19 protein-coding genes are annotated in these 23,942 nt (G+C 38.0%); 10 read left to right on the top strand and 9 right to left on the bottom strand.

The genetic code is table 11. The features are described from left to right. Positions 1 to 42: 42 nt before the first annotated feature. Positions 43 to 1,518, bottom strand: coding sequence for a sensor histidine kinase (locus ACZ41C_RS01290; protein WP_464563762.1), 1,476 nt, complete (start codon positions 1,516 to 1,518; stop codon positions 43 to 45). Between the two features lie 293 nt (positions 1,519 to 1,811). On the opposite strand from ACZ41C_RS01290, the gene ACZ41C_RS01285 reads away from it, so the two are divergent. From ACZ41C_RS01285 to ACZ41C_RS01255, 7 genes are all read left to right on the top strand, one after another. Continuing rightward, a complete protein-coding gene (locus tag ACZ41C_RS01285; protein ID WP_138258569.1) occupies positions 1,812 to 2,213 on the top strand; it encodes a response regulator in 402 nt (133 codons plus the stop codon). Positions 2,214 to 2,290: 77 nt separating this feature from the next. After that, the gene (locus tag ACZ41C_RS01280; protein WP_138258568.1) at positions 2,291 to 2,833 is read left to right on the top strand and encodes a heme NO-binding domain-containing protein; all 543 of its coding nucleotides are present in this window, start codon (positions 2,291 to 2,293) and stop codon (positions 2,831 to 2,833) included. Next, a complete protein-coding gene (locus tag ACZ41C_RS01275) occupies positions 2,826 to 5,240 on the top strand; it encodes a PAS domain S-box protein (RefSeq protein ID WP_464563759.1) in 2,415 nt (804 codons plus the stop codon). Before ACZ41C_RS01280 ends, ACZ41C_RS01275 begins: the two co-directional genes overlap by 8 nt. Continuing rightward, positions 5,197 to 6,327, top strand: a complete 1,131-nt coding sequence (locus ACZ41C_RS01270) for an FIST signal transduction protein (protein WP_464563757.1) — start codon at positions 5,197 to 5,199, stop codon at positions 6,325 to 6,327. The genes ACZ41C_RS01275 and ACZ41C_RS01270 overlap by 44 nt, the downstream gene beginning before the upstream one ends. Continuing rightward, complete coding sequence (locus tag ACZ41C_RS01265; RefSeq protein ID WP_464563755.1) at positions 6,327 to 7,385, top strand: sensor histidine kinase; 1,059 nt, start codon at positions 6,327 to 6,329, stop codon at positions 7,383 to 7,385. Before ACZ41C_RS01270 ends, ACZ41C_RS01265 begins: the two co-directional genes overlap by 1 nt. A 1-nt stretch (position 7,386) precedes the next feature. Further along, the gene (locus ACZ41C_RS01260) at positions 7,387 to 7,707 is read left to right on the top strand and encodes an Hpt domain-containing protein (RefSeq protein WP_138258564.1); all 321 of its coding nucleotides are present in this window, start codon (positions 7,387 to 7,389) and stop codon (positions 7,705 to 7,707) included. Positions 7,708 to 7,709: 2 nt separating this feature from the next. After that, a complete protein-coding gene (locus ACZ41C_RS01255) occupies positions 7,710 to 8,420 on the top strand; it encodes a LytR/AlgR family response regulator transcription factor (RefSeq protein ID WP_138258563.1) in 711 nt (236 codons plus the stop codon). 580 nt (positions 8,421 to 9,000) lie between these two features. Here ACZ41C_RS01255 and ACZ41C_RS01250 read toward each other — a convergent pair. Next, positions 9,001 to 11,022, bottom strand: coding sequence for a tetratricopeptide repeat protein (locus tag ACZ41C_RS01250; protein ID WP_464563752.1), 2,022 nt, complete (start codon positions 11,020 to 11,022; stop codon positions 9,001 to 9,003). Positions 11,023 to 11,609: 587 nt separating this feature from the next. Between ACZ41C_RS01250 and ACZ41C_RS01245 the strand changes: the two genes are divergently transcribed. From ACZ41C_RS01245 to ACZ41C_RS01235, 3 genes are read left to right on the top strand one after another with little or no spacing between them, the layout of a single operon-like run. Continuing rightward, positions 11,610 to 12,752, top strand: a complete 1,143-nt coding sequence (locus ACZ41C_RS01245; RefSeq protein ID WP_138258561.1) for a response regulator — start codon at positions 11,610 to 11,612, stop codon at positions 12,750 to 12,752. A 38-nt stretch (positions 12,753 to 12,790) separates the two neighbouring features. Then, complete coding sequence (locus ACZ41C_RS01240) at positions 12,791 to 14,068, top strand: oligosaccharide flippase family protein (protein WP_464563749.1); 1,278 nt, start codon at positions 12,791 to 12,793, stop codon at positions 14,066 to 14,068. Between the two features lie 21 nt (positions 14,069 to 14,089). After that, positions 14,090 to 15,319 (top strand): glycosyltransferase, encoded by a 1,230-nt coding sequence (locus tag ACZ41C_RS01235; protein ID WP_464563747.1) that lies wholly within the window; start codon positions 14,090 to 14,092, stop codon positions 15,317 to 15,319. 51 nt (positions 15,320 to 15,370) lie between these two features. On the opposite strand, the gene ACZ41C_RS01230 is transcribed toward ACZ41C_RS01235, so the two are convergent. The 7 genes from ACZ41C_RS01230 to ACZ41C_RS01200 form a co-directional block, all read right to left on the bottom strand. Then, a complete protein-coding gene (locus ACZ41C_RS01230) occupies positions 15,371 to 16,897 on the bottom strand; it encodes a glycoside hydrolase family 2 TIM barrel-domain containing protein (protein ID WP_464563745.1) in 1,527 nt (508 codons plus the stop codon). Next, a complete protein-coding gene (locus ACZ41C_RS01225; protein WP_464563743.1) occupies positions 16,894 to 18,117 on the bottom strand; it encodes a hypothetical protein in 1,224 nt (407 codons plus the stop codon). The genes ACZ41C_RS01230 and ACZ41C_RS01225 overlap by 4 nt, the downstream gene beginning before the upstream one ends. A 2-nt stretch (positions 18,118 to 18,119) precedes the next feature. Continuing rightward, the gene (locus ACZ41C_RS01220; RefSeq protein WP_464563741.1) at positions 18,120 to 21,209 is read right to left on the bottom strand and encodes a hypothetical protein; all 3,090 of its coding nucleotides are present in this window, start codon (positions 21,207 to 21,209) and stop codon (positions 18,120 to 18,122) included. A 407-nt stretch (positions 21,210 to 21,616) separates the two neighbouring features. Then, a complete protein-coding gene (locus tag ACZ41C_RS01215; RefSeq protein WP_138258555.1) occupies positions 21,617 to 22,459 on the bottom strand; it encodes a universal stress protein in 843 nt (280 codons plus the stop codon). Positions 22,460 to 22,608: 149 nt separating this feature from the next. Continuing rightward, a complete protein-coding gene (locus ACZ41C_RS01210) occupies positions 22,609 to 23,022 on the bottom strand; it encodes a DUF6691 family protein (protein WP_138258554.1) in 414 nt (137 codons plus the stop codon). A gap of 3 nt (positions 23,023 to 23,025) precedes the next feature. Further along, positions 23,026 to 23,583 carry a YeeE/YedE family protein gene (locus ACZ41C_RS01205; protein ID WP_154918786.1) on the bottom strand — a complete coding sequence of 186 codons (558 nt, stop codon included), beginning with the start codon at positions 23,581 to 23,583 and terminating at the stop codon, positions 23,026 to 23,028. Positions 23,584 to 23,801: 218 nt separating this feature from the next. Next, positions 23,802 to 23,939: a hypothetical protein gene (locus ACZ41C_RS01200; RefSeq protein WP_161595348.1), complete on the bottom strand. Its 138-nt coding sequence runs from the start codon at positions 23,937 to 23,939 to the stop codon at positions 23,802 to 23,804. Positions 23,940 to 23,942: the final 3 nt, after the last annotated feature.

The raw sequence follows: 23,942 nt of genomic DNA, 5'->3' as shown, positions 1-23,942 counted from the left end.
TCTTGCGATTTTGGATGGGTATATGAATTGGTTGGACGGCTCCTATTCCTTTACAAACCGCATGATAAAGTTCGTTCCGGCACCCTTGGTACTCTCGCAGCGCAATGTACCGCCGTTCATCTCGGTAAAATCCTTTGCAATGATAAGGCCAAAGCCGGTTCCTTTTTCTCCATCGGTTCCCAAACTTGTCTTTGGGGCATCTCGTTGTTCCAGATTTTCATACCAATCCATATCCATTCCAACCCCAAAATCCTTAACTCCCACTTCAATGGCCCCAGAAAAACAATTGGACCAAATCACCACTTTTTGTCCGTTCTCACTAAACTTGATTGCGTTCGAGGTCAAGTTTCTAAGAACCACCAAAAGCATATTTTTGTCAATAAGCAGGGTCTCACAACCTGTATCCAGCGAAATATCAATTTGTTTATCCATGGCCATTTTCTCGAACTCTTTTTTGATGGTGGAAAAAATCGATTGTAAATCACATTTCTCCTTATTTAATTGTACCCCTTCCAATTGATTATAGGACCACTGCAATAGGCCGTTGACCATAGTTATTTTATATGAAATATCGCTTTTTAGCTTACCCGTTAATTTTTTCATGTCCTCATTGACAAATTCACTTTCAATAATGTCAACCATCTGTCCTAGATTTATTAAGGGAGCCCTAACATCATGGGTAATCAGGGAGAATAATTTGTTTTTTAGTTTATTTACTTTGACCAACTCTCCGTTTTGGTCCTCCAATTTTTGTTTGGCAATTTGAAGGTTTTCGGTTTGTTTGTCGACCTCAATTTTTAAAAGTTCGTTGGCCGCTACCTGCATCTTGATGTTCTCATCTTCCAAAAACTTGAACTTGAAGCCTATCAGTATTGAAAATAAGATCAATTGTAATGTGATCAGGATAGCACTTACCAATACTATGAATCCTGTGTTTATAGGAAAATGATTCATCAAAAACCAAGTAACTACATATAAAACACCCGAAATCAATAGAGGAGTATTAGCATACAAATAATAGGTGTTGAACTTCTTTGTTTTGAACAAAAGAAATCCCGATACTATGTTTAATATCAAGGTAACCAGTGCGGTACATGCGGCAAGTAGCTCTAGTATTTCAGAGAGTAAAGGATTTATTACCGTTAGTATGTTCAGAATGTGCAAAACGGGAATGACAATGACCAAGAGGATCAGAAGACTATAAATTTTGAACAGCCGTGGATTTCCCTCCTTATCAATATTCAAATAATTCTCGGTAAACTTCAATAGACCAAAGGTGGTCAACATGGCGGTAACCAACGAGGCATGATAAGCGATATTAGCGATGTTCGGACCAAAACGACCTTCAATGAAAAGATACAGGCTCCAATGGAGGGTCAAACCAAATATCAGTATCGCATAATAAAGTAGGATTCTATGCTTTAAAACAAGGAATGAGAGTAGATGATATATCCCAAAAACACTAAAGATGGCCGTAAAAACGATTGTTGAGATATACCGTACCTCCATGGAATCCATACCTGTTTAACTAATTGGTTTTAATATAGAATATTTGGATAATTCACACAATTTTTTTGGAGTCTGGAGTGCATAGGGTTTTGTCCAACTTCTGTCATTCTTCCTAGTATAAATTAATTAAACTTAATTTTAAGGTGTTGGAATATTCCGTTGAATAAATATTCTGAAATTATTTCAATTCCTTTATCTTAGGTAATTTACCATTCGTCTACATTAAAAAGTAATCCGCCGATAGTGATTCATAAATATGGTATCTTAACAAGAAATTTGTTCGTTACTCTAAACATAAACTTATGCACATTTTACTAATTGAGGATGATACAATAGAAATCATGAAGTTGGAGCGCACCGTGAGTAAGCTAGAGGTAAATCATAAAATAACCCAAGCAAAAAATGGAGAGGCGGCGCTGGAGTTTCTTAATTCTGAAAACAGGTTGCCAGATATCATTTTGTTGGATCTGAACATGCCTAGAATGAGCGGTATAGAGTTTCTTAATATCCTTAAAGAGGATGATAAGTTACGTTACCTTCCAACAATCGTTCTCACAACATCCGAGAACAGGGTCGATTTGTTGGAATGCTATAAGATCGGTATCGCCGGTTACGTCATCAAGCCCTTAAAATACGAGGATTACGAGCATAAACTTAAGCGCGTTCTGGAGTATTGGGACATCAATGAATTGGTGAAAGCCTAGTTAAAAAGACCATTTCACAACAAAATTTTAGCGGCACGTATTACTTTTCTTACATTTAACCTGAATTATTCAGCAACATGAAAGGAATTGTTTTTACAGAGTTTTTGGAAATGGTAGAGAATGCTTATGGACTTGAGGTAGTGGACTCAATCATAGAAAAATCCAATCTACCGTCCGAGGGTGTGTATACATCCATTGCAACTTACGAATTTAATGAAATGGTCAGCCTTATTACTGCTTTGAGTAAAGAGGTTAATGTGCCCTCTGGTGACCTAATATACACTTTTGGCCATTATCTTTTTTCGAGCTTGGGCAGAGCCCACCCAGAGGTAATACAAAACTACAATAGTCCCTTGGGGTTGCTTTACTCCATTGAGGATCATATACATGTACATGTAAAAAAACTGTATCCAGATGCAGAGTTGCCTTCCTTCAAAATTCTAGAAAAGACAGATAGTTCCTTAACAATGATCTATACCTCTTCAAGAGGCCTTTATCGTCTAGCCCATGGTCTAATAGAAAAGACCTTTGAGCATTTTAACGGTAAGGCAGATGTAACTTATGAACTACTAAAAGAGGATGGAACCCAAGTAAAATTTAAGATTGTCCAAAATGGATAATAAGGAAATCAATCTTCTTAAAAAAGCCCTTGAACGGCAAAAGAAAGCACGTCAACAGGCAGAGAGAATTCTAGAAAACAAATCCAAGGAGCTTTATGACGTAACGCGTCATTTAAAGGAGACCAATAACAAATTGGAAAATCTTTTAAGCGAAAAAACATCAGAATTAGATGGTGTTTTCATGAACATTTTAGATCCATACGTACTCATGGATCTGCAGTTCAATGTTATCAATATGAACACTTCCGCGAAGGAACTGTTGCAAAAAGACCACACCAAAGAGAATGTAAATCTGGCACGTTTTATACACCCAGATTTTCAACAATATACCTTGGAATCCATGCAGTCTTTATTAGAGGTGGGCACCTTAAAAAACTATAGAGCGAAAATCATTATATCCCAAGAGATGGAAATTTGGGTTCAAATTAATGCCAGTCTCATTTTCAATAGCCAAAGAAAACCAATTGCGGCTCAAGGTATCATTAGGGATATTACCGGGGAGATGGAAGTAAAGGAATTGCTTGGGGAACAGAAAAAGCAATTGGACATAATCGTGGAAAACTCCCCTTTAGGTATTCTGCTGGCGAAGGACAATAAAATAATCAAGGCCAACGAAACATTCATGCAGATGTTAGGGTATTCCCATCATGAGCTCATGCATATTTCCTTGAAGGATATATCCGCCCCGGAAGAACAATCGGATTCATGTATGCTTCTCGATCAAATGAACGAAGGTATCTTGGAGGAGTTTACCGCCATTAAAAAATTCTTTAAAAAGGATGGGTCGTTCATTTTGACCAAGACCAGAATGAATGCCGTGACCAACCATCAAGGGGAGATAAATTATCAGGTAGGTATTATTGAGGACATTTCAAAGGAGCGAAAGGCCGAAATGGAATTGAAGGCATCGGAGAGTAGACTTTCCACCCTAATCTCCAATCTACATTCTGGAGTTTTATTGGAGAATGAGGATCGAAAAATTGCACTTACCAACAAAATGTTCTGTAACCTTTTCAACATTCCTGCAAATCCGGAAGATTTGAAAGGAGCGGATTGCAGCGAATCAGCAGAACAGAGCAAGGTTTACTTTAAAAACCCCGACACATTCGTAAAACGAATAGAGGAAATACTAGAACAGAGGGAGATCGTTCTTTCGGATGAGCTTGAGTTGATCGATGGTAGGATTCTTGAAAGGGATTATATTCCAATTTACAATGACGGTATTTACAAAGGGCATCTATGGGCATATCATGACGTTACCATCGGAAAAAATTATAAAAAGAATCTAGAGGCCCAAAGAGAGAAGTATAGTAGCATTATTGCCAATATGAACCTTGGTCTTGTGGAAGTGGACAATAATGATGTTATTCAGATGGTGAACCAAAGTTTTTGCCAAATGAGTGGTTTTAGGGAACATGAACTAGTGGGCAAGGTTGCCAGGGATATCTTACAGGTTTCCAATAAGGAATTAATTCCTTCCAAAAATAAGAGACGTTTGTCCGGAGCATCGGATTCCTATGAAATAGAGGTGCAAAGCAAGGATGGTAGAAATAGGCATTGGCTCATCAGCGGGGCACCAAGATATAATGAATCCGGGACTGTCATTGGATCGATAGGGATTCACTTGGATATTACGGATCAAAAGAACTTGGAGTTCCAAAAGGAAAAACTTTTAAAGGAATTGGAAATAAGCAATACCGGATTGCAGGAATACGCTCATATTGTATCGCACGACCTAAAATCCCCCCTGAGAAGTATTAGTTCCTTAGCCACTTGGTTGTATGAAGATTACAAGGATATTCTGGATGAAGGTGGTAAACAGAATTTACAGATGATGCAGGAAAAAGTGGCTTCCATGGATAAATTGATTCATGGCATCCTAGAATATTCCACAGCCAATAGTTCTGAACTGGATAGTTCAACGGTAAACCTCAATGAAGTGGTATCGGAGATTAGGGAAACCATTTATATCCCTGAACATGTTACTATAAGTGTTCCTGAAAAATTACCAGTAATACAAGCGGATAGAACAAAAATGTACCAACTTTTTCAAAATATCATTGGCAATGCAGTGGTTCATATTGAAAAGAAAGTGGGTGTTGTTGAGGTTACTGCAAGTGAATATGATGATTTCTGGGAGTTTTCCATTAAAGATAATGGTGTAGGAATTCCGGAAAAATTCCATAAAAAAATCTTTAAGATTTTTCAATCTATAGGGAACAATGAAAGATCTACCGGCATAGGATTGTCCATTGTTAAGAAGATCGTGGATCGGTATGAAGGTGACGTTTGGGTAGAAAGTGAAGTGGGGAAAGGAACGGATTTCCATTTTACGATTAAAAAAAGTTTAGTAAGTCAATCAGATGAAAATTGTACAGGCAATAAAAAGGCAAAACAACCCTTTTGAGTTTAATAATAAGAAATACTTGACCAGGCCTTTGGTGTTGGTTTTTGGCAATAGGTTTATTTTGGAAAATGGAACTATTTACGAAGAAATAAGAGATTTGTTTCCGGATGGACATTTGGTCTTTGGAAGTACTAGTGGTGAAATTATGGATGATACCGTTATGGAGGAATCTGTAGTACTGACAGCCATAGAGTTTGAGAAAAGTAGTTTTTTGGTCAAATCCAAAAATCTGAAGACCTACCAAAACGATGAAATAGCATTGGGCAATAGTTTGATCAAGGAGTTTCCCAAAGAAGGATTAAAACATGTGTTTATCATTTCTGACGGTAGTAGTGTCAATGGCAGTGCACTAATTACTGGTTTGGAGAACGGAAAAGAAATTGGTGTAAGTCTTTCGGGCGGATTATGTGGTGATGACGATCGTTTTGAACGAACGTTGGCTTCGTATAATGAACCTCCAAAAGAGGGTGAAATCGTGGGTATTGGATTTTATGGTGAAACCTTGGAGGTGACCAGTGCCAATTATGGGGGATGGACCCCTTTTGGGCCACAGCGAATAATTACACGATCCCAGGGAAATTTACTTTTTGAACTGGATGGTAAACCTGCCTTGGACCTATATGTAAAGTATTTGGGTAAGAAGGCAAAGGATCTTCCCAAGTCGGCCCTTTTGTATCCATTAAGCGTGAAGACATCAGAAAATGCAGAACCTATTGTTAGGACAATTTTAAATATAGATGAAAAGGAAAATACCATGACCTTGGCCGGTGACGTACCCCAGGGCTCCAAGGTACAATTGATGATGTCCTCAGTAGATGATATCGCCAACGGAGCCAATGAGGCCGGGAGGTTGGCAATGAAGGATAGATTGAAATCTCCAGAACTTGCCCTTTTGGTCAGCTGTATTGGCAGAAAATTAGTCATGGACCAAAGAACGGAAGAAGAGATAGAGGAAGTTAAGTCCGTAATTGGTGGTGATGTCTATATTGGGGGATTTTATTCTTATGGAGAATTGGCACCCTTTAGTCAAAACAACTCCTGTAAGCTTCACAATCAAACGATGACACTAACCTTATTTAGCGAATAATGCACTCCTTGTTAAAGAGACAATTACGTAAATATTTACCTAATGAGGAGCACCTTACTGAAGAAATGACCCAATTTTTGGATGCTGTCCAGAAATCATATGAAAATTTCGACGAGAAATTTTACATGCTACAAAGGGCGTCTACCATAAGTTCAGAAGAATTGTTCGAGGCCAATCAAAGGCTGGAGAAAGAAGCCGTTCGTCAAAAGGCAATTTTGACGGACCTAGAAAGTGCCATTGAAAGTTTAAGTAAGAATCTACATGAGAAGGAGGTATTGTTCACAGAGGGAGAGCATGGATTTAACGCAGAATATTTGGCCAAGAATATTAGTGACCTGGCCTTACGTATGTCAGACATGACCACAGAAAAGGATAGGCTTTTAAAGGATTTGGAGGAACAGAATAAATCTTTGAATAACTATGCCCAAATGGTCTCCCATGATCTAAAATCCCCCATTCGAAATATAAACGCCCTCATGAGCTGGATTGTGGACGAGGAGAAGGAAAAGTTTTCGGATATAAGTAAAAACAACTGCTCTTTAGTATCCCAGAATCTGGAGAAGATGGACAAATTAATATCGGGAATCCTAAAACATGCTACTTTGGGCCAAACCCAAGAACAGCCAGTATCCTTTGAACTGAGGAATCTTCTTGAAGAAATTCAACGTACTATTTATATTCCTGAAAATGTTTCTCTTACGTTTGGCGAAGAGCTCCCTACCATGACTTTCGAAAAAGAAAGATTGGAACAATTGTTCATGAATTTGATAACAAATGCGGTCAAGGCTACCGAAGACAAAGAAAATGGGATTATTTCCATAAATTATGAACCGGATGACACTTTTTGGAAGTTCAGCATTGCAGACAACGGAAAGGGCATACCAAAGTACCATCAAGAAGGAGTTTTTGAAATGTTCAAAAAATTGGAAAATGATGTTCTTTCCACAGGAATAGGCTTAGCCATTGTAAAGAAAATCATTGAACTGTATGAAGGTGAAATTTGTTTGGAATCCGAAGAGGATAGGGGAACAACTTTTTATTTTACATTAAAGAAATGATATGACAGAACAGCCTAACCTAGAATACATCAACCAGCTCTCCGGGGACGATATGGATTTTAAACAACAATTTATTACTATTTTAAAGGAAGAATTTCCTTTGGAAAAGGAAGTGTATTACGATCATGTTGAAAACGCTAGGTTAAAACAGACAGCGGACATTGTTCATAAGATTAAGCATAAGTTTAATATATTAGGACTTCATAATTCTTACGAAGTAGCGGTAAGGTATGAAAAGGAGCTATTGGAGGGGCGTACCCACTCTGAAACTGAATTTAAATCCATCCTAAAAAAAGTGGAGACCTACTTAGACATAATTTGAGTATGAATTGCATTATAATTGATGATGAAGTTGCGGCAAGGGCCATAGTTAGAAAATTGTGTTCTAATTTGCCGAACATTGATGTCATCGAAGAGTTTGACAATGCCATTGAAGCCATCAAGTTTTTAAACCATCAGGACATAGATATTGTATTTTTGGATATACATATGCCCGGTTTTAGTGGGGTCGATTTTGTACAAACCTTAAAAAGCCCACCAAAGATTGTATTGACAACTTCAGATACCCAGTTTGGCATAGCCGCCTATGAATATGAATGTATCGTTGATTATTTGGTAAAACCTATTACTTTGGAACGGTTTGAAAAGTGCATTCAAAAGGTAAAAAACACGTTGGTCCAGCAACCTAAGAATAGCCCTGAAAGAACGGAAGAAACCTCGGTAGGTGAAGACCTCTACATTAACATAGACCGCAGGTTGATCAAATTAAAGTTCCACGAGATTTTAGTGATCGAGGCGAAAGGGGATTATATTGATATAAAAACTGAAAAGGAGGGTTTTAGGGTACATAATACTTTAAAGAAAATTAAGGAAAAATTACCGGACAAGCTGTTTCTGCAAATCCACAGGTCTTATATAATTAATTTTACTAAAATTATTGATATTGAGGATAATAGTGTTCTTATTGAAAAAAATGTAGTACCAATAAGCCGCTCAAATCGTCCTGAATTAATGCGTAGGCTCAACCTCTTGTAAGTTTTCCTTAATTTCTTAGTATCCAACCAAGAAAAGATATCAACTGTCTATACCTTAAGACTTCAACACTAAAAAAGTTCTACCATTGGAAGCTTATTATAATTAATTCAAATCATCAAATTATGGAAACTATAGTATTAATAATAGCGGCAATGAAGAAACTTATATCGACTTAAAAATGAATGTTATCCATAGTTGTGTTAAATATTACACTGTCCTTAATAGGCTTGATTTAAATTTCTTTTGATATAAGAAGCTTAGGATCCTTTTCTTAAAGAAAATAGTGCTTGCTTAATGACCTTTTAGACCAAGATTCCAGAAAACTTCAAATTTTGAGCAAGATTCCCAAGTAGATTTTTGTCAAATTTAAAAAACTACACATTATAAAATAGTTATTGCTAGCAAACGTAACCCTTACTTTTTTAAAGTTTGGTATGACCTAGGGCCACTTTGTTGGGAGAATATACCAGTGATACAGGTCCAATTTATTTCAAATACAAGAATTAAGTTGTAGGTTAAGGAACTGCGTTGCATTAAACTTCTATGACAATTGTTAGTAATCAAAGCATTCTAAAAAGTACTACTGGCCAACACTTTTTTGGTATAACGGTTGTTTTGTGAACATCCATTTGAATTTGAGGCCCACCTCTGAGAATTCAAAACCTGCTGCAGTTGCAGATGCTATGTTGCTATATTTCCCATAGATTTTAAGATTAAAGTAGTTGGATACCTCATATTGCAGCCCAAGCTCTGCCCTAAAAATATTGGTATCTGGGTCTTCCTCTACCTTTTGGATACCAGTTGCGGCACTTGCCATGAAATCCAATTTTTCGGAAAACTCCTCGCGTACATCGACAAAGACTTCAAATGCTTGGTACTGTTCCGGACTAAAATAAACTATGGGTACTTGGTCCTTAAAAGTAATGTACTGATAGTTTACACCCATTTTGAGCGCTGGTTTTTTAAGTAAGGTATAGTACAACGAGGTGAATAATAGACTCCTAACATTTTCATCACTCTGAAGGGTATACATAGCTTGGGTATACCATCCTAGATTAAAGTTGGTCCCTAAATTGTAATTGAGTCCGTAGTGGTTTTGAACGATTTCCCTTTCTATAAGATCTGCATTGAAGTTTTGGATTTCCCGTTGATAACCTAGGTTCAGATTTTGCAGTTTAAAGGGTTGAAGCTGTAATTGCGCATCGATTAAAGGCTGTGAATACCTATCGTTCATAGAAATACTGTTATTGACGCCCATTGCCAGCATAACGTTTGTCTTGGGTAGCAGTTTATATTGGAGACCTGCAAGTAAAACATGGGAACTAGCTTCATTGCCACTTGCTGTATTCTGGGTACTTCTATACATGTATGACAGATGTGTCCTAAATTTTGTGGACCAAGGGATTTCTACAGTAGTATTGGTAAAATAAGCTTGGTTTTTACCATTATCAAAAGAGAAAGCCCCATGTTCCTGAATATTTGGAAGATGCATCAGGTCCAACTTTTCTATAAATCCTAGGGCATCTTTTTGATTTTTATAATAATCAAGGGTTTTGAATGCCATTTGGTATGCTAGCATAATTTTGTCTGCGGCAAATAAAGCATTGGCCTTACCTAAATTACCATCGAACGAGGCGCTGTCATTTTGCAGAATGGCATCATAATGGGCAATACTACTTTTGGGGTCTCCCGTGTAAAGGCCTAAGGTTGCCTTTAAGGCAGAAAGCCAGTCCCTGGTGCCATATTTTTCTTCCAGTACCCGTATTTCCTTTTTGGCCTTCGGAAATTTCCCATTCCAAATCAACGCCTGTATGTAACGGTCATTGGTGCGTTCCGTTAATTCAAAATCGTAAATATTTTTTACTTCGGTCAGGTTGCGGGTTGCTACCTTAAGGGCTTCTTTGTCCTTTTCTCCAATGTGTTCGGCAAGACTAATTCCATTGCGCGCTATTATGGTATCCTTCTGGGTTGTGGCGTATCTCCAATAAGTAGCTTTGGCAAGGTCCACTTCCTTGGTTATGAGATATAGGTTGGCTAGATTTAGAAGTGCGTCTTTGTCCTCTGGAAAATCTTCAAAAATATGGTGGATTAATTTCTCTCCCTTATCATATTCTTGGTTATTTACAAATTCATTGGCATAACCTAGCCTTATATATTTTCTGGATGTTCTGGCACTTCTATTGGTCGAATCCAATGCTATGGCTTTCTCAATCCACTCGAGGGCGATTTCGTACTGCTTAAGGTTACTCAAGGTATTCGCATAACCTAACACAGCCCCAAATTCCTTGGGATACTTTTTCAGGAGACTCTCATATAGTGGTTTGGCCTGCTCATATTCCTTAGACCATAAATAGGATTCGTTGTAGTTTATCAGTATTTCAAAATCCTCAGGATATTCTGTCAACAGGTCTTTAAATAACGAAGTAGCTTTCTCAGGTTCCCCACTTAATCCAACTGCTCTGGCATAACAGAGTTTTGCCGTTTTGTTGTTGGGGTTTGTTTTTAAATAATCGAAAAAGAATGCCTCGGCCTTTTCAAAATCTCCATTCTCCAGATAGGTAAACCCTTCTGTCATTTGTGAATGCAGAAAAGTAAATGTCATGAAAACAACAATAAATATGAATAATTTCCGAATCATTTAAATTGTAAGATTTATACTGTTAATACCTAACGTGGATAATCTTATTTTATTTGTGTGTTAGGGTGTTATAAAATTATAATGCCAGGATTTACTTTGGAAGTAAGTTATTTACCATTGGTCTATACTTATGGATTAACCACCTAAGCTGAGGAATTTGAGACATCAAGAAACTGAATATTTGTGGAAGAAAATAAAGGATACTATACAATAAAGAACCCAGTGAAACCAGCAATTGAAGAAATAAATACTTAATGCATAAGGGTGGTAAGCTTATTTAGATGTTATGAAAAAGAAGGGCTCCAAATAAGATTAGCATCATTTTAAATTATTTGTGCCTGATTAGAAGGTAGCCCAAAGGCTTTTGGATACTAATACTAATTTGATGGGTTATACTAAATGAGAGTGTTTTGAATGGCCTTACCCTTAAACTTTTTTTAATTAGTCCTCTAAAGCCATGGTGAAGTAGTATTTCAACGAAAAAATAACATGAAATAAAATATTTGAAAAATACTACGTTAAATGTAAGTTAAATATTACCTTTTAAAATTATGAAAGTTCTTGCGATTGATGACCAACAACTAATTCTTCTTTCCGTTGAAAGGATGTTAAAGGAATTAGGATATACTGTAATGATAGCCGATTCTGGTGAAAAGGGTATTGCATTGTTCAATTCTTTTGAACCAGACCTTGTCCTTGTCGATATCAATATGCCCGACATGTCTGGTCTAGACATCGTAAAACGGATAAAGACAAATTCCAAGAAAGATGTGCCTGTAATGGTAATGTCTGGTAATACGCAAGAGGAAACAATTATTTCTGGATTTACACTGGGTATCGATGATTACATGAAAAAGCCTATTAGTTTGGATGAAATGGCCGCCAGGGTAAAGCGAATTATAGGAGCGCCCAATATTGAAACCACAACGACCTCCCATAAAAACGATAGCAGGATTTTACAAAAGAACTGTGTAGGTGTTGTAATTCCCTGTTATAATGAAGAAGAACGATTATTGAGTGAGGAATTCAAGGACTTTGCCCATAAAAACCTTGGTTACCATCTCTGTTTTGTTAACGACGGGAGTACGGACAATACTCTGGAAGTGCTTAGGAAGCTAGAAGAAGAAAGTGACAATAATATAAGCGTATTTGACTGTGAGAAAAATGGTGGTAAGGCTGAAGCTGTTCGCCAAGGTATGCTACACCTGGCCAAAGATCAGCAATTGGATTGTATTGGCTTTTTAGATGCGGATCTTTCCACAGATTTTAGGGATTTTGATGATTTGGTGGAAACGCTTGATCAATCAGATTTTGAAATAGTGAGTGGTTCAAGAATGAGTAGGATGGGGGCCAATATTACCAAGGAGTCTGCCAGAAAAATCATAAGTATGACCATTAACCTAATTATCAGGACCATATTAAGAATGCCTTTTAACGATACCCAATGCGGAGCCAAGGTCATGAAGAGTTCCTTGGTCCCTTTATTGTTTGAAAAACCTTTTATAACAAGATGGCTGTTCGATGTGGAAATCTTTATGAGGATAAGAAAGCATTTTGGTAAAACCAAAGCCAAGGAAATGATTTGTGAACAGCCATTAAAACGTTGGATTCACGCAGACGGTTCCAAATTGTCCATGAAGGATTCTGTTAAGATTGTGGGGCAATTAGCCAAAATAGCCATTTCGTATAGATAGGAACTACCTTCAATATTCATCCCAATACAACAATATTAATGACCTACGTCAAACTGGTTTTAAAAAAGGTTTCGCCCCAACAAATGTTCATGATAAGTGCCATTTTGGTAAATGGTGGAAATTATCTCTACAATTTGCTTTTGGGTAGGATCCTGGGACCCGGTGCTTTTGCGGATGCCGCCCTGTTGGTAACGTTATTATTGGTGCTTTCATTTATAGGAATGACCTTTCAATTGGCCACGACAAAATTTGCCGTGGTTTATTCAGGTGATGTTTGGATCGCCTTTAAGAACACCATGTATAGGTATGCCGCCTTTTTTGGTATTACAGTCGGGGTATTAATCATATTGTTTTCCAGTCAGTTACAAGATATTTTCCAAACTCTTAGTTCACTAATCTTTGTTCTTTTTGGGTTGGCCGTGCCGCTTTATTTTCTAATGAGTGTCAATAGGGGGAGATTTCAAGGGCGTCAGGAATTTGGCAAGTTGGCAGCTACCTACCAGACAGAGATGTGGAGTAGGTTACTTTTGACATTCATTGCCTTATGGCTTTTGCCTTTCGAGTCTGGGATTGTAATAGCATTAGGTATTGGATTATCCTTTTGTTTTGGTTTATTTCCATCCGGAATAAAAATGGCCAATTTCAGGTCTAATTTTCACCTTACAAGTACACAGCTTAGGGAGGTTTGGGTGTTCATTGGCCTTACTGCGGGTTATGAACTTACCCAGATAATAATCAATAATAGTGACATCTTGTTGGTCAAGCATTATTTTGATAATTATAAGGCAGGTCTCTATTCATCCTTGGCCTTAATTGGTAGGGTGGTATATTTTGTGGCTTGGATGTTCGTAATGCTATTGATGCCTACGGTAATACAAAAGCAAAAGGATGGTGAGCCTACCAAACCTGTCCTATTAAGATATGTATTGTTGATTGGTGCTTTATCAGCAACCATAGTAATTGCCTGTTCTTTGATGCCTGAGTTCATTATTACAGTAATGTTCGGTGAGTCCTACCTCCCTATTTCAGGTCTACTATGGAAATATGCGCTGGCCACGTCGCTCTTTGCCGTATCCAATATCTTTGCCTACTATTTTCTATCCTTGAATCAGTATATACCTGTAATGCTTTCTGGAGTATTGGGATTGTCACAGGTATTTTTGATTACCTTTTTTCACTCAGATTTGGCAATGGTAGTGCATGTTCAAATCCTTGCAATGTTGATTTTGTTGTTTGCTCAAATACTATTCTTTTTTGCATCCAATAAAACAAGTGCGTCCCGTCGGGACAACGATATAAATACAAAAGAAGTATAAACAGAAATATTTGAAAACCCTATGAAACTAGCAATCGTTACCGCGTACCCCCCTAGTAAAGTAACCTTGACCGAATATGGCTACTATTTAGTGAAGCACTTTAGGCTTCAGCAAGAAGTGACAGAGCTTATCTTGATTACAGATTATACCCAACAACCAAAGGAAATTGATTTTGATGAGGAAGGTTGTAAGATAACGGTAAAGGAATGTTGGAAATTTAATAGTTACAAAAATATATATACCATCAATAAGGCTATTTCCCAATCAAAACCAGATGCGGTACTTTTTAATCTTCAGTTTTTAAAATTTGGGGACAAGAAGATTCCTGCGGCATTGGGGTTAATGCTTCCATTTATCTGTAAGACCAGGGGAATACCAACAATTTCGCTGCTACACAATATTTTGGAGAAAGTTGATTTGGAAAATGCCGGGTTTACTAAGAATAGATTCTTACAATGGGCCTATAATCTTATAGGCACAACTTTGATGCGCTTCGTCCTTTCTTCGGATATTCTCGCCGTAACCATGAGCAAATATGTTGGTATTTTGGAGGAGAAATACAAAGTACGCAATGTTGCCCTCATCCCACACGGATCTTTTGAAACTCCACCCGAGCCTAGTTTTGAACTTCCTTTAGGGCCAAAGAAAGTTATGGCATTCGGTAAGTTCGGGACCTATAAGAAGGTCGAAATACTAATCGATGCCGTAGAATTAATAAGAAAGCGAAGCAACGAAGACATTGAGATCGTAATTGCGGGTACAGATAGTCCAAATACACTGGGATATCTGGATGCCATCAAGGAGAAATATAATGATGTGGAACAGCTTACATTTACAGGCTATGTAGCGGAAGAGGATGTACCCATGCTATTTGGCGATAGTGCGGTAACCGTATTCCCGTATACTTCAACAACAGGTAGTTCAGGGGTATTACACCAAGCAGGCAGTTATGGAAATGCCGTAGCTCTTCCAGATTTGGGAGACCTTAGTACCCTAGTTCAAGAAGAAGGATATAGAGGTGAGTTTTTTGATGCCTACGATCCGTCTTCCTTGGCCAATGCCATCGAGAAGATATTAAATGACGAACAATACAGGGTTAGCCTTGGTAGGGCCAATTATAATGCTGCATGTTCACTCCCAATGTCTTCAATTACCCAGATGTACATAGATTACTTTAAGGCCATTCAGAAGGCCAAGGCCAATGGTTTTAAATTGAATGACTTGACTAAAGAAGAAAAAGTGGCGGTTTAATTTTTGATTAGTTGTAAATGAAAGGATTGACCACAGTTAGTCACTCCTTTTTTATTTATCCACTATTACTTTTACGACTTCCTTTGGATTGCCATTTTTATCCAATAAGCCAAAATATTTTTGTTTGGATTTTCTCCAGGGTAATCGGCCCACTACGGAATTGGGTACAAGGTCAAAATCATACAACGTCCAAAAAATGCTTGGAATACCTTGGGATTCAATGCCCTCTTGTATTTTCTTAAAATAGGAGGACTGTTTCCTTTCTGATCCCATGTAGGCGTTCCAAAAGCCACTATATGAGGAATATCCATATTCTTGTAGAACAATGGGTTTATCCGGTACGGCTGTTTTAAGTAGCGAATAAGCCTCTGTAAAATTATCAGGGTCGAGATAATAATGAAACGATACATAATCAACCTCTTCCGATAGGTTTTGGGCCGCCTTTGCATTGGACCAGCCAATGGTGATAGGATGCTCAGAATCCCATCCCTTGATTTCTTCCATAGTGTTCCTAAGCCATGCTAGTACATTGGATTTTCCACGTGATTCAAAATCCAAATCCGGCTCATTCTTAAGGTCCCAACCCAGCAAGGCTTCATGGTTTTTAAGCGCTTCAACAATTTGCTCCGCATGCCTATGGGTCAGGGTCCAGTCCTGTATCCCGTAGTCCCCGTAAAAGTCAAATAGCGTTACAATTACCTTTAGGTTAAATTTTTGGGCAATATCCAAGGTTGTTGAAAGTTGACCCAATTTAACGCTATCGACCTCAGCTTTACCAAATGCCTCGTAAGGCACGAAAATCCTGATGGAATTAAGGCCTAAATCCTTAATTTTTTTAAAATCCTTGTAAATAATGCTGTCCTTGAAATTGCTCCCGAACATATCCCAGGGATGGTCCTTTGGGTAGTAGTTGACACCTTTTACTTTGGAGAGCAAACTTTCATCCAAATTCTGTATGGTGTTGGCTATATTTCTTTTCTTACCCGCATCCATTTGTACCATATGACGAACTCTCCAAAAACCATCCTCCAATAAAAGTAAAACTTGATAGGTGTTCGTAGAATTTTGGGAATGTAGAAGTCTATCTTGTAGGTAGGTCTCTTGATAGTGCTCCACATCATAATCGGTAAGAACGGCAAGTTTACCGTCTGCACTATAAAACTCTAGTTTTGGGTTATGCTTTATGGAAGTTGTCTTTATGGTTATATTTTGGGATTGGTTCAGTTCGATTAGATCGTACAATTTTACACGGGCACTGTCTGTAAAATAATCCGAAAGACCGTAACGATTATTTGTTTCCAGAGCAATACTTTTTACTTGCCAAGACTTTAAATAATCCCTTTCAATTTCATTTAAAGTTTGTTCCTCAATGGGGCGACCTTCGGTGTATTCCAAATTCCATTGAACTTTAGGTAAGTATGAGGCGGTAAGCTTTTCAGGAAGGTGGAGCATTTTTGAACGGTCGGCACCCGAATTTAAATAGGACCAAACAGCGCTTATTCCAAAAATGATCAAAGCGTTAAGTGCCAAAAAAGACACAATAAGTAACGTTTGGTAGATGGTACGGTTCAATCTCATTCTATCTCCAAGTTTTCAGTTTTAGTAATACCGGCACTTTCAATTCTAATTTTATATGAGCCTTTTTTTAAGAAGTCTTTGGTAAGGCTAAAAGAACCTTTACCAAGGCGGGTAGTGGTTGTTTTGGTTTCTATAAGTTCACCGTTAGGTTTGCTGATAACCATAGTAATGGGGATACCGTCCGGTACCAATTGTTGCATGAAACTTTTCATGTTCGTAACGAATACCGTAGTGCTGTCTTTTGAAATTTCGATATCAAAACTCTTAATGGCTTTTTCAAAATCCACAACGAGTGTATTACTCTGCGCAGCACCAATCACATAGGCGGTCACGTTCCATCGCTGTTCTTTATTTGGGTGTAATATTTTACCTTTTGCAATTCCGTTTAGCGTTGTGCCCACTGTTTGCAGTATCATGTTTTCTGAACTTTTAATGGTAAATGTAACCATGGTCCCATCTGTGATAACATTTCCAAATTCATCTTTAATGATGTCCGTTATAAAGGCTATCTGTTGATTGCCATCGGCAAACTTATGGTTTCGTTCAAAGGAAATCCTAAAATCAGTTGGAATGGATGGATAGACCTTTGTCACGAATTCCTTGCTATTTACATTATCATAAGATGCGGCCACCAATATCTGTCCGGATTCCTTCGGACTAAAGATTCTTTCCCAACCTATAAGATTTTTGGTATGAACGAACTCGCTCTGAATAGCTGCCTTAAACTGAAAACTATAATCTATCCTGGTACTATCCAATAGAGGATTGTCATAGCTATCTGTGGGTGCAATGACCAACATAGAGAAATCCTGATTACCTGCAGAGATGCTTCTTGGGCCCAGATAGGTCTCCAAAACGGGATACGAATTATTAGGGAGTATGTTTAATTGCCCCTCCTCGTGAGATAAGCCGTTGTAAACCAGATTCCATGAGCAAATTCCGGCTTTGTTTTTGAATGATGGAGGAAAAGTGTACGATAGTGTATCCCCTTGGACAATAGGGTGCACAAGTGTCGAACCTGTTGCATTGTTCAAGAGTAAATACACATCATCGACTACGTTTGCCCTAAATTTTACGGTAATAGCGTGACCGGCCACAACTTCGGTAACTGGTGTCAATAGTTGGAACGACCCATTTTCATTACTGACCACAGGTGATTTGTTCTCCCTGCATCCTGTCAAAAGGATAGTTGCTAGTGCTATGTACCTAATAAATTTCAAAACTATCTTGGATTGCCTATGTAACCGTTTACTTCAACTTTAATAAAATCAAAACCGCGTCCTGGAGTAGGTTGAAAAAGATTTTCCTGATGTGATGGAATCCTGTTAGGGAAAATCTTTCTGGAAATAGATGCATTGGGTAATCCATTGACAAAACAGTTTTCAAGACTGTTGTTAATGGTCTGAATTCCATTTAGGTCGTTTAACGAAAAATCGAAAGTCTGTTTTCTTTGGATGCGGACCCCTTCCTTTAAAAAACGATGGTCTACCCATATCAATTCCTTATCAGAATTGTAGTAGGAAAGCAATAACTGCGGTATGGTCACTTCTTGGATGCCAAAATTGAACAAGGTACCCCTAATTGAATTTTCCTCTATGTGGAGTTCTTGAAGGGCCACGCTTTTGTAGAGATCTGTTGTAGCGGAATTACCGGCGCACTGTAAGTTGAATTTTGTAGGTTGCTCTGAGAGCGAAACCGGTGTAAATTCATCGGGGTCAAAAGTAGGGGGGATGGTATCTTTGGTGGAGGACCAGGCTATACCTTCAAAATCTACCCTAAAACTCGTTATTTCCTTTGGCATTAACTTATGCTTCATTTGATATTTTGCATTATAGTTTGCCAGTTCTTGGTTTTCGTTATTATAGAGCGTGGCTTTAAGAACCACAACCGATGGAATATCGTCAACGTTTTGTAGTTCTCCAATGATACTGTATCCGTTGTCGAATTTTACCAGCTTTGCCTTTAATATCTCGAGTACCGGTTGCTTCAATACATCTTCATGATTTGTTTGTTGCGTGGTAATGCGCCTTCTGCCATGATTAAAATAACTTGTGCCATTGGATGATAGGAATTGATCTGGAGGTAAATCATTATCAAAACCTTTGGCATGGATGAACCATTTACCATTTTCCTTTATTAGGTCGTGTTCATAATCCTTTTTTATTTTTTCCAAAGGGGTAATCCATTGAGTATGAACATTGGCCTTTGCATAATTATCAGATTCTTCAATAATATCTACGCCAATTGAATCCAATTTGGCATACGAACTTAAAATACCGTCAGTTACAGATACTTCCAACATATATTGGGAAAGGCTTACCTGGTCATTTGGGTCAATATAGGAATAGGCCCTTGTAAATTCTTTGAAATCCAGTGCGTCATAATAGGCCATTAAGACATTTTTGGGGGCAATTTGTTCTGCGTGGTTCAAATAAGCTTGATATCCACCATAAGCAAATACAATTAGTAAGAAAAATGCCCAAATATGGCTTGTAAACACAATTTTGGGTGAAAATTTATCATAGGATATGGCATACTTCAAAAACAAACCTTCAGGTAATTTTTTTGACTTCAAAGCACGTAGCCAGACCCATTGGATATTAATAATAAACGCAACAATAACGGTTAATAAAGGAACAATGCCCCACATTATTTTTAACCAATTGGAAACGTCCTCTTTTGATATAATAGCTGGCATGGGTGGAACATTCAGCTTTTCCCAGACCATAATACCGTTTTCTAATTGTTGCAAGCGTTGCCATCCACAGAAATATAAAATTGGGTCATAGAATTTGTCATTTGAGAAGATATATTTCAAATTATATTTTTCAGGAACGGTTAAAAATTGTTGTAACGACCCAATACCTTCAACACCCCTAAATTTAGAATTTTCCAAACGTTCAATGGCCCTTGTTGTAAGTTCAGGTAGTCTTCTGGCCGAATGATAATTACCATCAACGGTCATGGCATTGGTTTGGGCAGATAGCCAAGCCATCTGATCTCCAAAGCCAAGAGGTAGGTAACGCCACTGATCATGTTGGTCCTGCCCTAAAAAATTTACGATGGGTAGCATGTTTATTTTTTGTGGCTGCGATGGCCTAAAATAATTTAGGCTCATTGTAAAGACGACCATGAGCAAAATACCTCCAGCAATCGATCCACCAACAATTTTATGGTAGATAGACCCAAACCGGTCTTGGATATATATTCTTAAATCTCCCTCTACCAAGCGAAAAACAAATTCACCAAAAATGGGAAGCGCCATAATGGTTGCCCAAAGCGTGAACCTATCCAAGGTTAGAATATTAAATGCGGTTTCACCTAAAGCCAGCCGTGGTATTGGTGTAGTACCACCCGTACCCAAGATTGTAAGGATGGTAAAGGACAAGCCAAAGAAAAGGTAACGTTTACTATAAAACCTATAAAATATATAGGGAAGTATAAACAACAATATGCCCCAAGGAATAAGAAAGAAAACCAGACCCGATGATGTAACCTCTAGAAAATTGTCCCTGGACCCATGGGGTATGGGGACTTGAGTAATGGGGTTTTTCTTTGAATTCAACCAATAGGGTAGAATACAGAAAACAAATAAAACAAGAGATCCAAATCCAAAAATTACGATTCGCCAAAAAAGCTTTTTGAATTGAAACCAGAAAACCTTGAATGTGATAGCCCTAATATACTGTACTTGATCTTTACTGGCATCCATAACCACCATAGCAATCAGTGGAAATATGAAGAATACCATTCCAAAAATGGGTGTCACATGATGGGAGGTTACCGTTACGGCAATTAGCGATAAACTAGTGGCCAAGTACCTTAGTTTTCCAGATTTTATCCATAAATATATTTCGGGCAAGGCATGCAGTAATATGGATAAGGCCAAAATACTGGGTAATTGCCCAAAAATATGCAAGGTTTCAATGAAGGTCGATGAGAATACGGCCAAGAGCGAGGTGTACCCTGCGATTTTCCTATCACCAGTAATTAATAGTCCAAACCGGTATGCACCCGTAATAAAGAGAACTATTCCTATCAAGGCCACCGTAAACATACCAAATTTAAGACCGCCTAAATAGGATAAAATGCCTATGGTCTGATGTACCAGAGGAGGATAGGACTGTACCGTAAATCCGGTATACCACCTGTAATCCCAGGGTTCAAACCAGCTTTGGGCGTAATGGTCTGCAAAGAACAAATGGATCAATGCATCATAGGTTGATTCCAGTGTGAAGAAAATACTAGAACCGTGAAAGCCCACCCCAATAAAGAGTGCCAGAATTAGTAGTGTATTCGACCTTTGTTTCATTTTAAAGGTGTAGGAAAATATAACAATATAAAAGTAAATATATTGTGGTAGTTTCTTGTAGTCATAGGTCTATCTAAAAAAACCTTTCATCTATAGAAAATCACCATCCGCCTTCGAGGATTAATTGAAAAGTTAAACCATCAGTAGTTTGATTAACGCCCACTTAGAAACTATACTCTTAGAATTCCATTTTAGTTGAAGCCAACTTTATTAGAATTCTTAAGCCTACAGCAATGAATTTAAAAAATAATGCATTGTAGATCTTTCGTTGAACTTTTGTATAGACCATAAAGTATACATGAATTCAGATTTGCTTTAGGAGTACTAATAATTATATATTGTCCTAATACTTACTATCAATTGCAGTATAGTAGGTTATAGTACAGATATACTATAGTTTGAATTGATTAATTCAATGATTTAGGATTAATGGAAAGAATAGGAATTTTTATCTGCGATTCCATGGATTTAATCAAATCTTTATGGAACAGTCTTTTGAAAACTGATTGCTCTTCCCGCTCCAATAATGCAATCATGCTTGAGTTTTCATCACCAATGAACATCCTTAACCCAAGGGGTACCGTTTGGGCATTAATAAGGTGAAAGGATATGCTTTCTCCTGGTATTTTTTCAAGCAAGATTTCCTTGAACCATTCCATTTGTTCACCTTCTTTAGTGTTTTCATCGGTAGTCACATGGACAATTTTAACAGTAACTTCTTTGTGAGGAAAAAGCTGTTTCAATTCAGAAATTGCGCGGACATCCGCGTTCTCAAAATCGGTGGCATAGGCAATCGAGGTAATGGTCGAATATTCAAAGGTGTTAGGTACGATCAATAATTTGCAATTGACATTCTTGAGCAGCTTATTGGCAATATTTCCAGAGAACATCCCTCTCTTGGTATGTTCGTCCTTCATGCCCACCAGTACAAGTTCACAGTTTAAGGTTAAGGCGTATTCCAAAATGGTATCGGCAATCGAAATACCATATTCGGCCCAAAAGTGGATTGAAAGTTTTTGTTGGTCCTTTATCCCGTTTTCCCTGTAATATCGGGTTAACAGCTCCAATTTTTCTCCTTTGAGGCTACGCTGTAACTGTTCCTCAGTTTTAATGGTTCTTCCGGCTACTGGTGGAATATCGTACACATAGAGAAGAACCAATTGAGCGTTCAGCTGAAGCGATAATTTTTGGGCATATCGTAAGGCTGATACCGAGTTCTCATTGCAATCTGTGGCGTAAAGAATGGTCATAGGTTTACTTTTTGGGTTTCCCACAAACTATTCAAAACTATTGGATTAGGGCATGATAAAAGTCATACCAAATCAACCGTAAAATTAATAGGTTGTACGTTTTTCCTGTTTTGCAGTATTGAAAAAACGAGTAGTTTTATGACCTACCTTTAGTGCGGTAGTCTATCCTTCATCAATCCGTACAAAAATGTCCCGAAAATGGATGCGATGATTACCACAATGATGGGAACATAACCTACTCCTACCAAAGTAAACATGGGTCCTGGACAAGCACCGGCCAAGGCCCAGCCCAATCCAAAAAGGATACCCCCAATCATATATCGGCTAAAACTTTTGGCCTTGGGCGGTAGTTGAATCGTCTCCCCATAAAAAGATTTAATGGGAACTCTCTTAATCAATTGTACCAGAATAATCCCAATGATTACCGTAGAACCGATAATCCCGTACATATGGAAGGATTCAAATTTGAACATTTCATAGATCCTGAACCAGGAGGCCGCTTCAGATTTGAACATGGTGATTCCGAATATGATTCCGATAAACAAATACGCTAGTGTTCTCATAGTTTAAAAAAGTAAGGGGAAAATAAGATGTATCATAACCAAACCTCCAATAAAAAAACCGACAACCGCTATTAAGGAAGGCAATTGTAGATTGCTAAGGCCGGAGATAGCATGGCCAGAAGTACAACCTCCGGCATAGCGTGTTCCAAATCCGACCAAAATACCACCAACTGTTAATAGTAGAATACTTTTTATATCGGTCAAGGCATTCATATCAAATAGTTCTGTGGGTAAATAGGCCTTTCCGGCACTACTAAAACCTAATTCGTTAAGGGTAGCTACCGTATCTGGATTGATGGCGACCGCGGCATCGGTGGTCATAAAATGTGAACCGATAAAGCCACCTATAATGGCCCCTAGTACAACTATCAGGTTCCAACGTTGTGCCTTCCAATCAAATCTAAAAAAATCCGATTTCTTTCCGGCACCACAGATGGTACATAGGGTCCTTAAATTGGAAGACATCCCAAAATTCTTCCCTACCATCAATAACAAAAACATGACCAAGGCGATCATGGGCCCGGAGACATACCAAGGCCAAGGTTCATAAATCCAGTCCATATAAACTATTATGGCACAAATATATGACTTTGGTCAGGTTTTTGTATGTAACAATAGTTACACATCACTGCCTGGGCCCACAATAGGAAAGCTATGCTGTATGGAAAACCAAACTTTCGTGTATTGAAAACAGTCCAAAGAAAATCACTTGTATATGCTCCGAAGTAGATTTACTTTAGGAACAGGGAATTCAATTGTGACCGAATAATTTAGTCATTTCAAGAAATGTTCCTGGTACCTCCATGGCCGCCCGCAACGATGACCAATATTTTTAGGCTCAACCAAATAAACTTAAAAAATTGGATAACGGGGTTCATCATGAAAAAGCGCTTGGATTTTGAAATTCGTTGTGTCATTGC

The organism is Maribacter sp. C-4077 (assembly GCF_055378385.1).
This window is presented reverse-complemented; position numbering and strand designations above follow the sequence as displayed.

Bases quoted from the DNA above. Each gene is read 5' to 3' on its own strand.
- ACZ41C_RS01255 (WP_138258563.1), top strand. From the start codon at position 7,710: ATGAATTGCATTATAATTGATGATGAAGTTGCGGCAAGGGCCATAGTT.
- ACZ41C_RS01215 (WP_138258555.1), bottom strand. From the start codon at position 22,459: ATGACCATTCTTTACGCCACAGATTGCAATGAGAACTCGGTATCAGCC.
- ACZ41C_RS01290 (WP_464563762.1), bottom strand. From the start codon at position 1,518: ATGGATTCCATGGAGGTACGGTATATCTCAACAATCGTTTTTACGGCC.
- ACZ41C_RS01245 (WP_138258561.1), top strand. From the start codon at position 11,610: ATGAAAGTTCTTGCGATTGATGACCAACAACTAATTCTTCTTTCCGTT.
- ACZ41C_RS01270 (WP_464563757.1), top strand. From the start codon at position 5,197: ATGAAAATTGTACAGGCAATAAAAAGGCAAAACAACCCTTTTGAGTTT.
- ACZ41C_RS01260 (WP_138258564.1), top strand. From the start codon at position 7,387: ATGACAGAACAGCCTAACCTAGAATACATCAACCAGCTCTCCGGGGAC.
- ACZ41C_RS01265 (WP_464563755.1), top strand. From the start codon at position 6,327: ATGCACTCCTTGTTAAAGAGACAATTACGTAAATATTTACCTAATGAG.
- ACZ41C_RS01235 (WP_464563747.1), top strand. From the start codon at position 14,090: ATGAAACTAGCAATCGTTACCGCGTACCCCCCTAGTAAAGTAACCTTG.
- ACZ41C_RS01200 (WP_161595348.1), bottom strand. From the start codon at position 23,939: ATGACACAACGAATTTCAAAATCCAAGCGCTTTTTCATGATGAACCCC.
- ACZ41C_RS01250 (WP_464563752.1), bottom strand. From the start codon at position 11,022: ATGACATTTACTTTTCTGCATTCACAAATGACAGAAGGGTTTACCTAT.
- ACZ41C_RS01220 (WP_464563741.1), bottom strand. From the start codon at position 21,209: ATGAAACAAAGGTCGAATACACTACTAATTCTGGCACTCTTTATTGGG.
- ACZ41C_RS01285 (WP_138258569.1), top strand. From the start codon at position 1,812: ATGCACATTTTACTAATTGAGGATGATACAATAGAAATCATGAAGTTG.
- ACZ41C_RS01210 (WP_138258554.1), bottom strand. From the start codon at position 23,022: ATGAGAACACTAGCGTATTTGTTTATCGGAATCATATTCGGAATCACC.
- ACZ41C_RS01275 (WP_464563759.1), top strand. From the start codon at position 2,826: ATGGATAATAAGGAAATCAATCTTCTTAAAAAAGCCCTTGAACGGCAA.
- ACZ41C_RS01240 (WP_464563749.1), top strand. From the start codon at position 12,791: ATGACCTACGTCAAACTGGTTTTAAAAAAGGTTTCGCCCCAACAAATG.
- ACZ41C_RS01280 (WP_138258568.1), top strand. From the start codon at position 2,291: ATGAAAGGAATTGTTTTTACAGAGTTTTTGGAAATGGTAGAGAATGCT.
- ACZ41C_RS01230 (WP_464563745.1), bottom strand. From the start codon at position 16,897: ATGAGATTGAACCGTACCATCTACCAAACGTTACTTATTGTGTCTTTT.
- ACZ41C_RS01205 (WP_154918786.1), bottom strand. From the start codon at position 23,583: ATGGACTGGATTTATGAACCTTGGCCTTGGTATGTCTCCGGGCCCATG.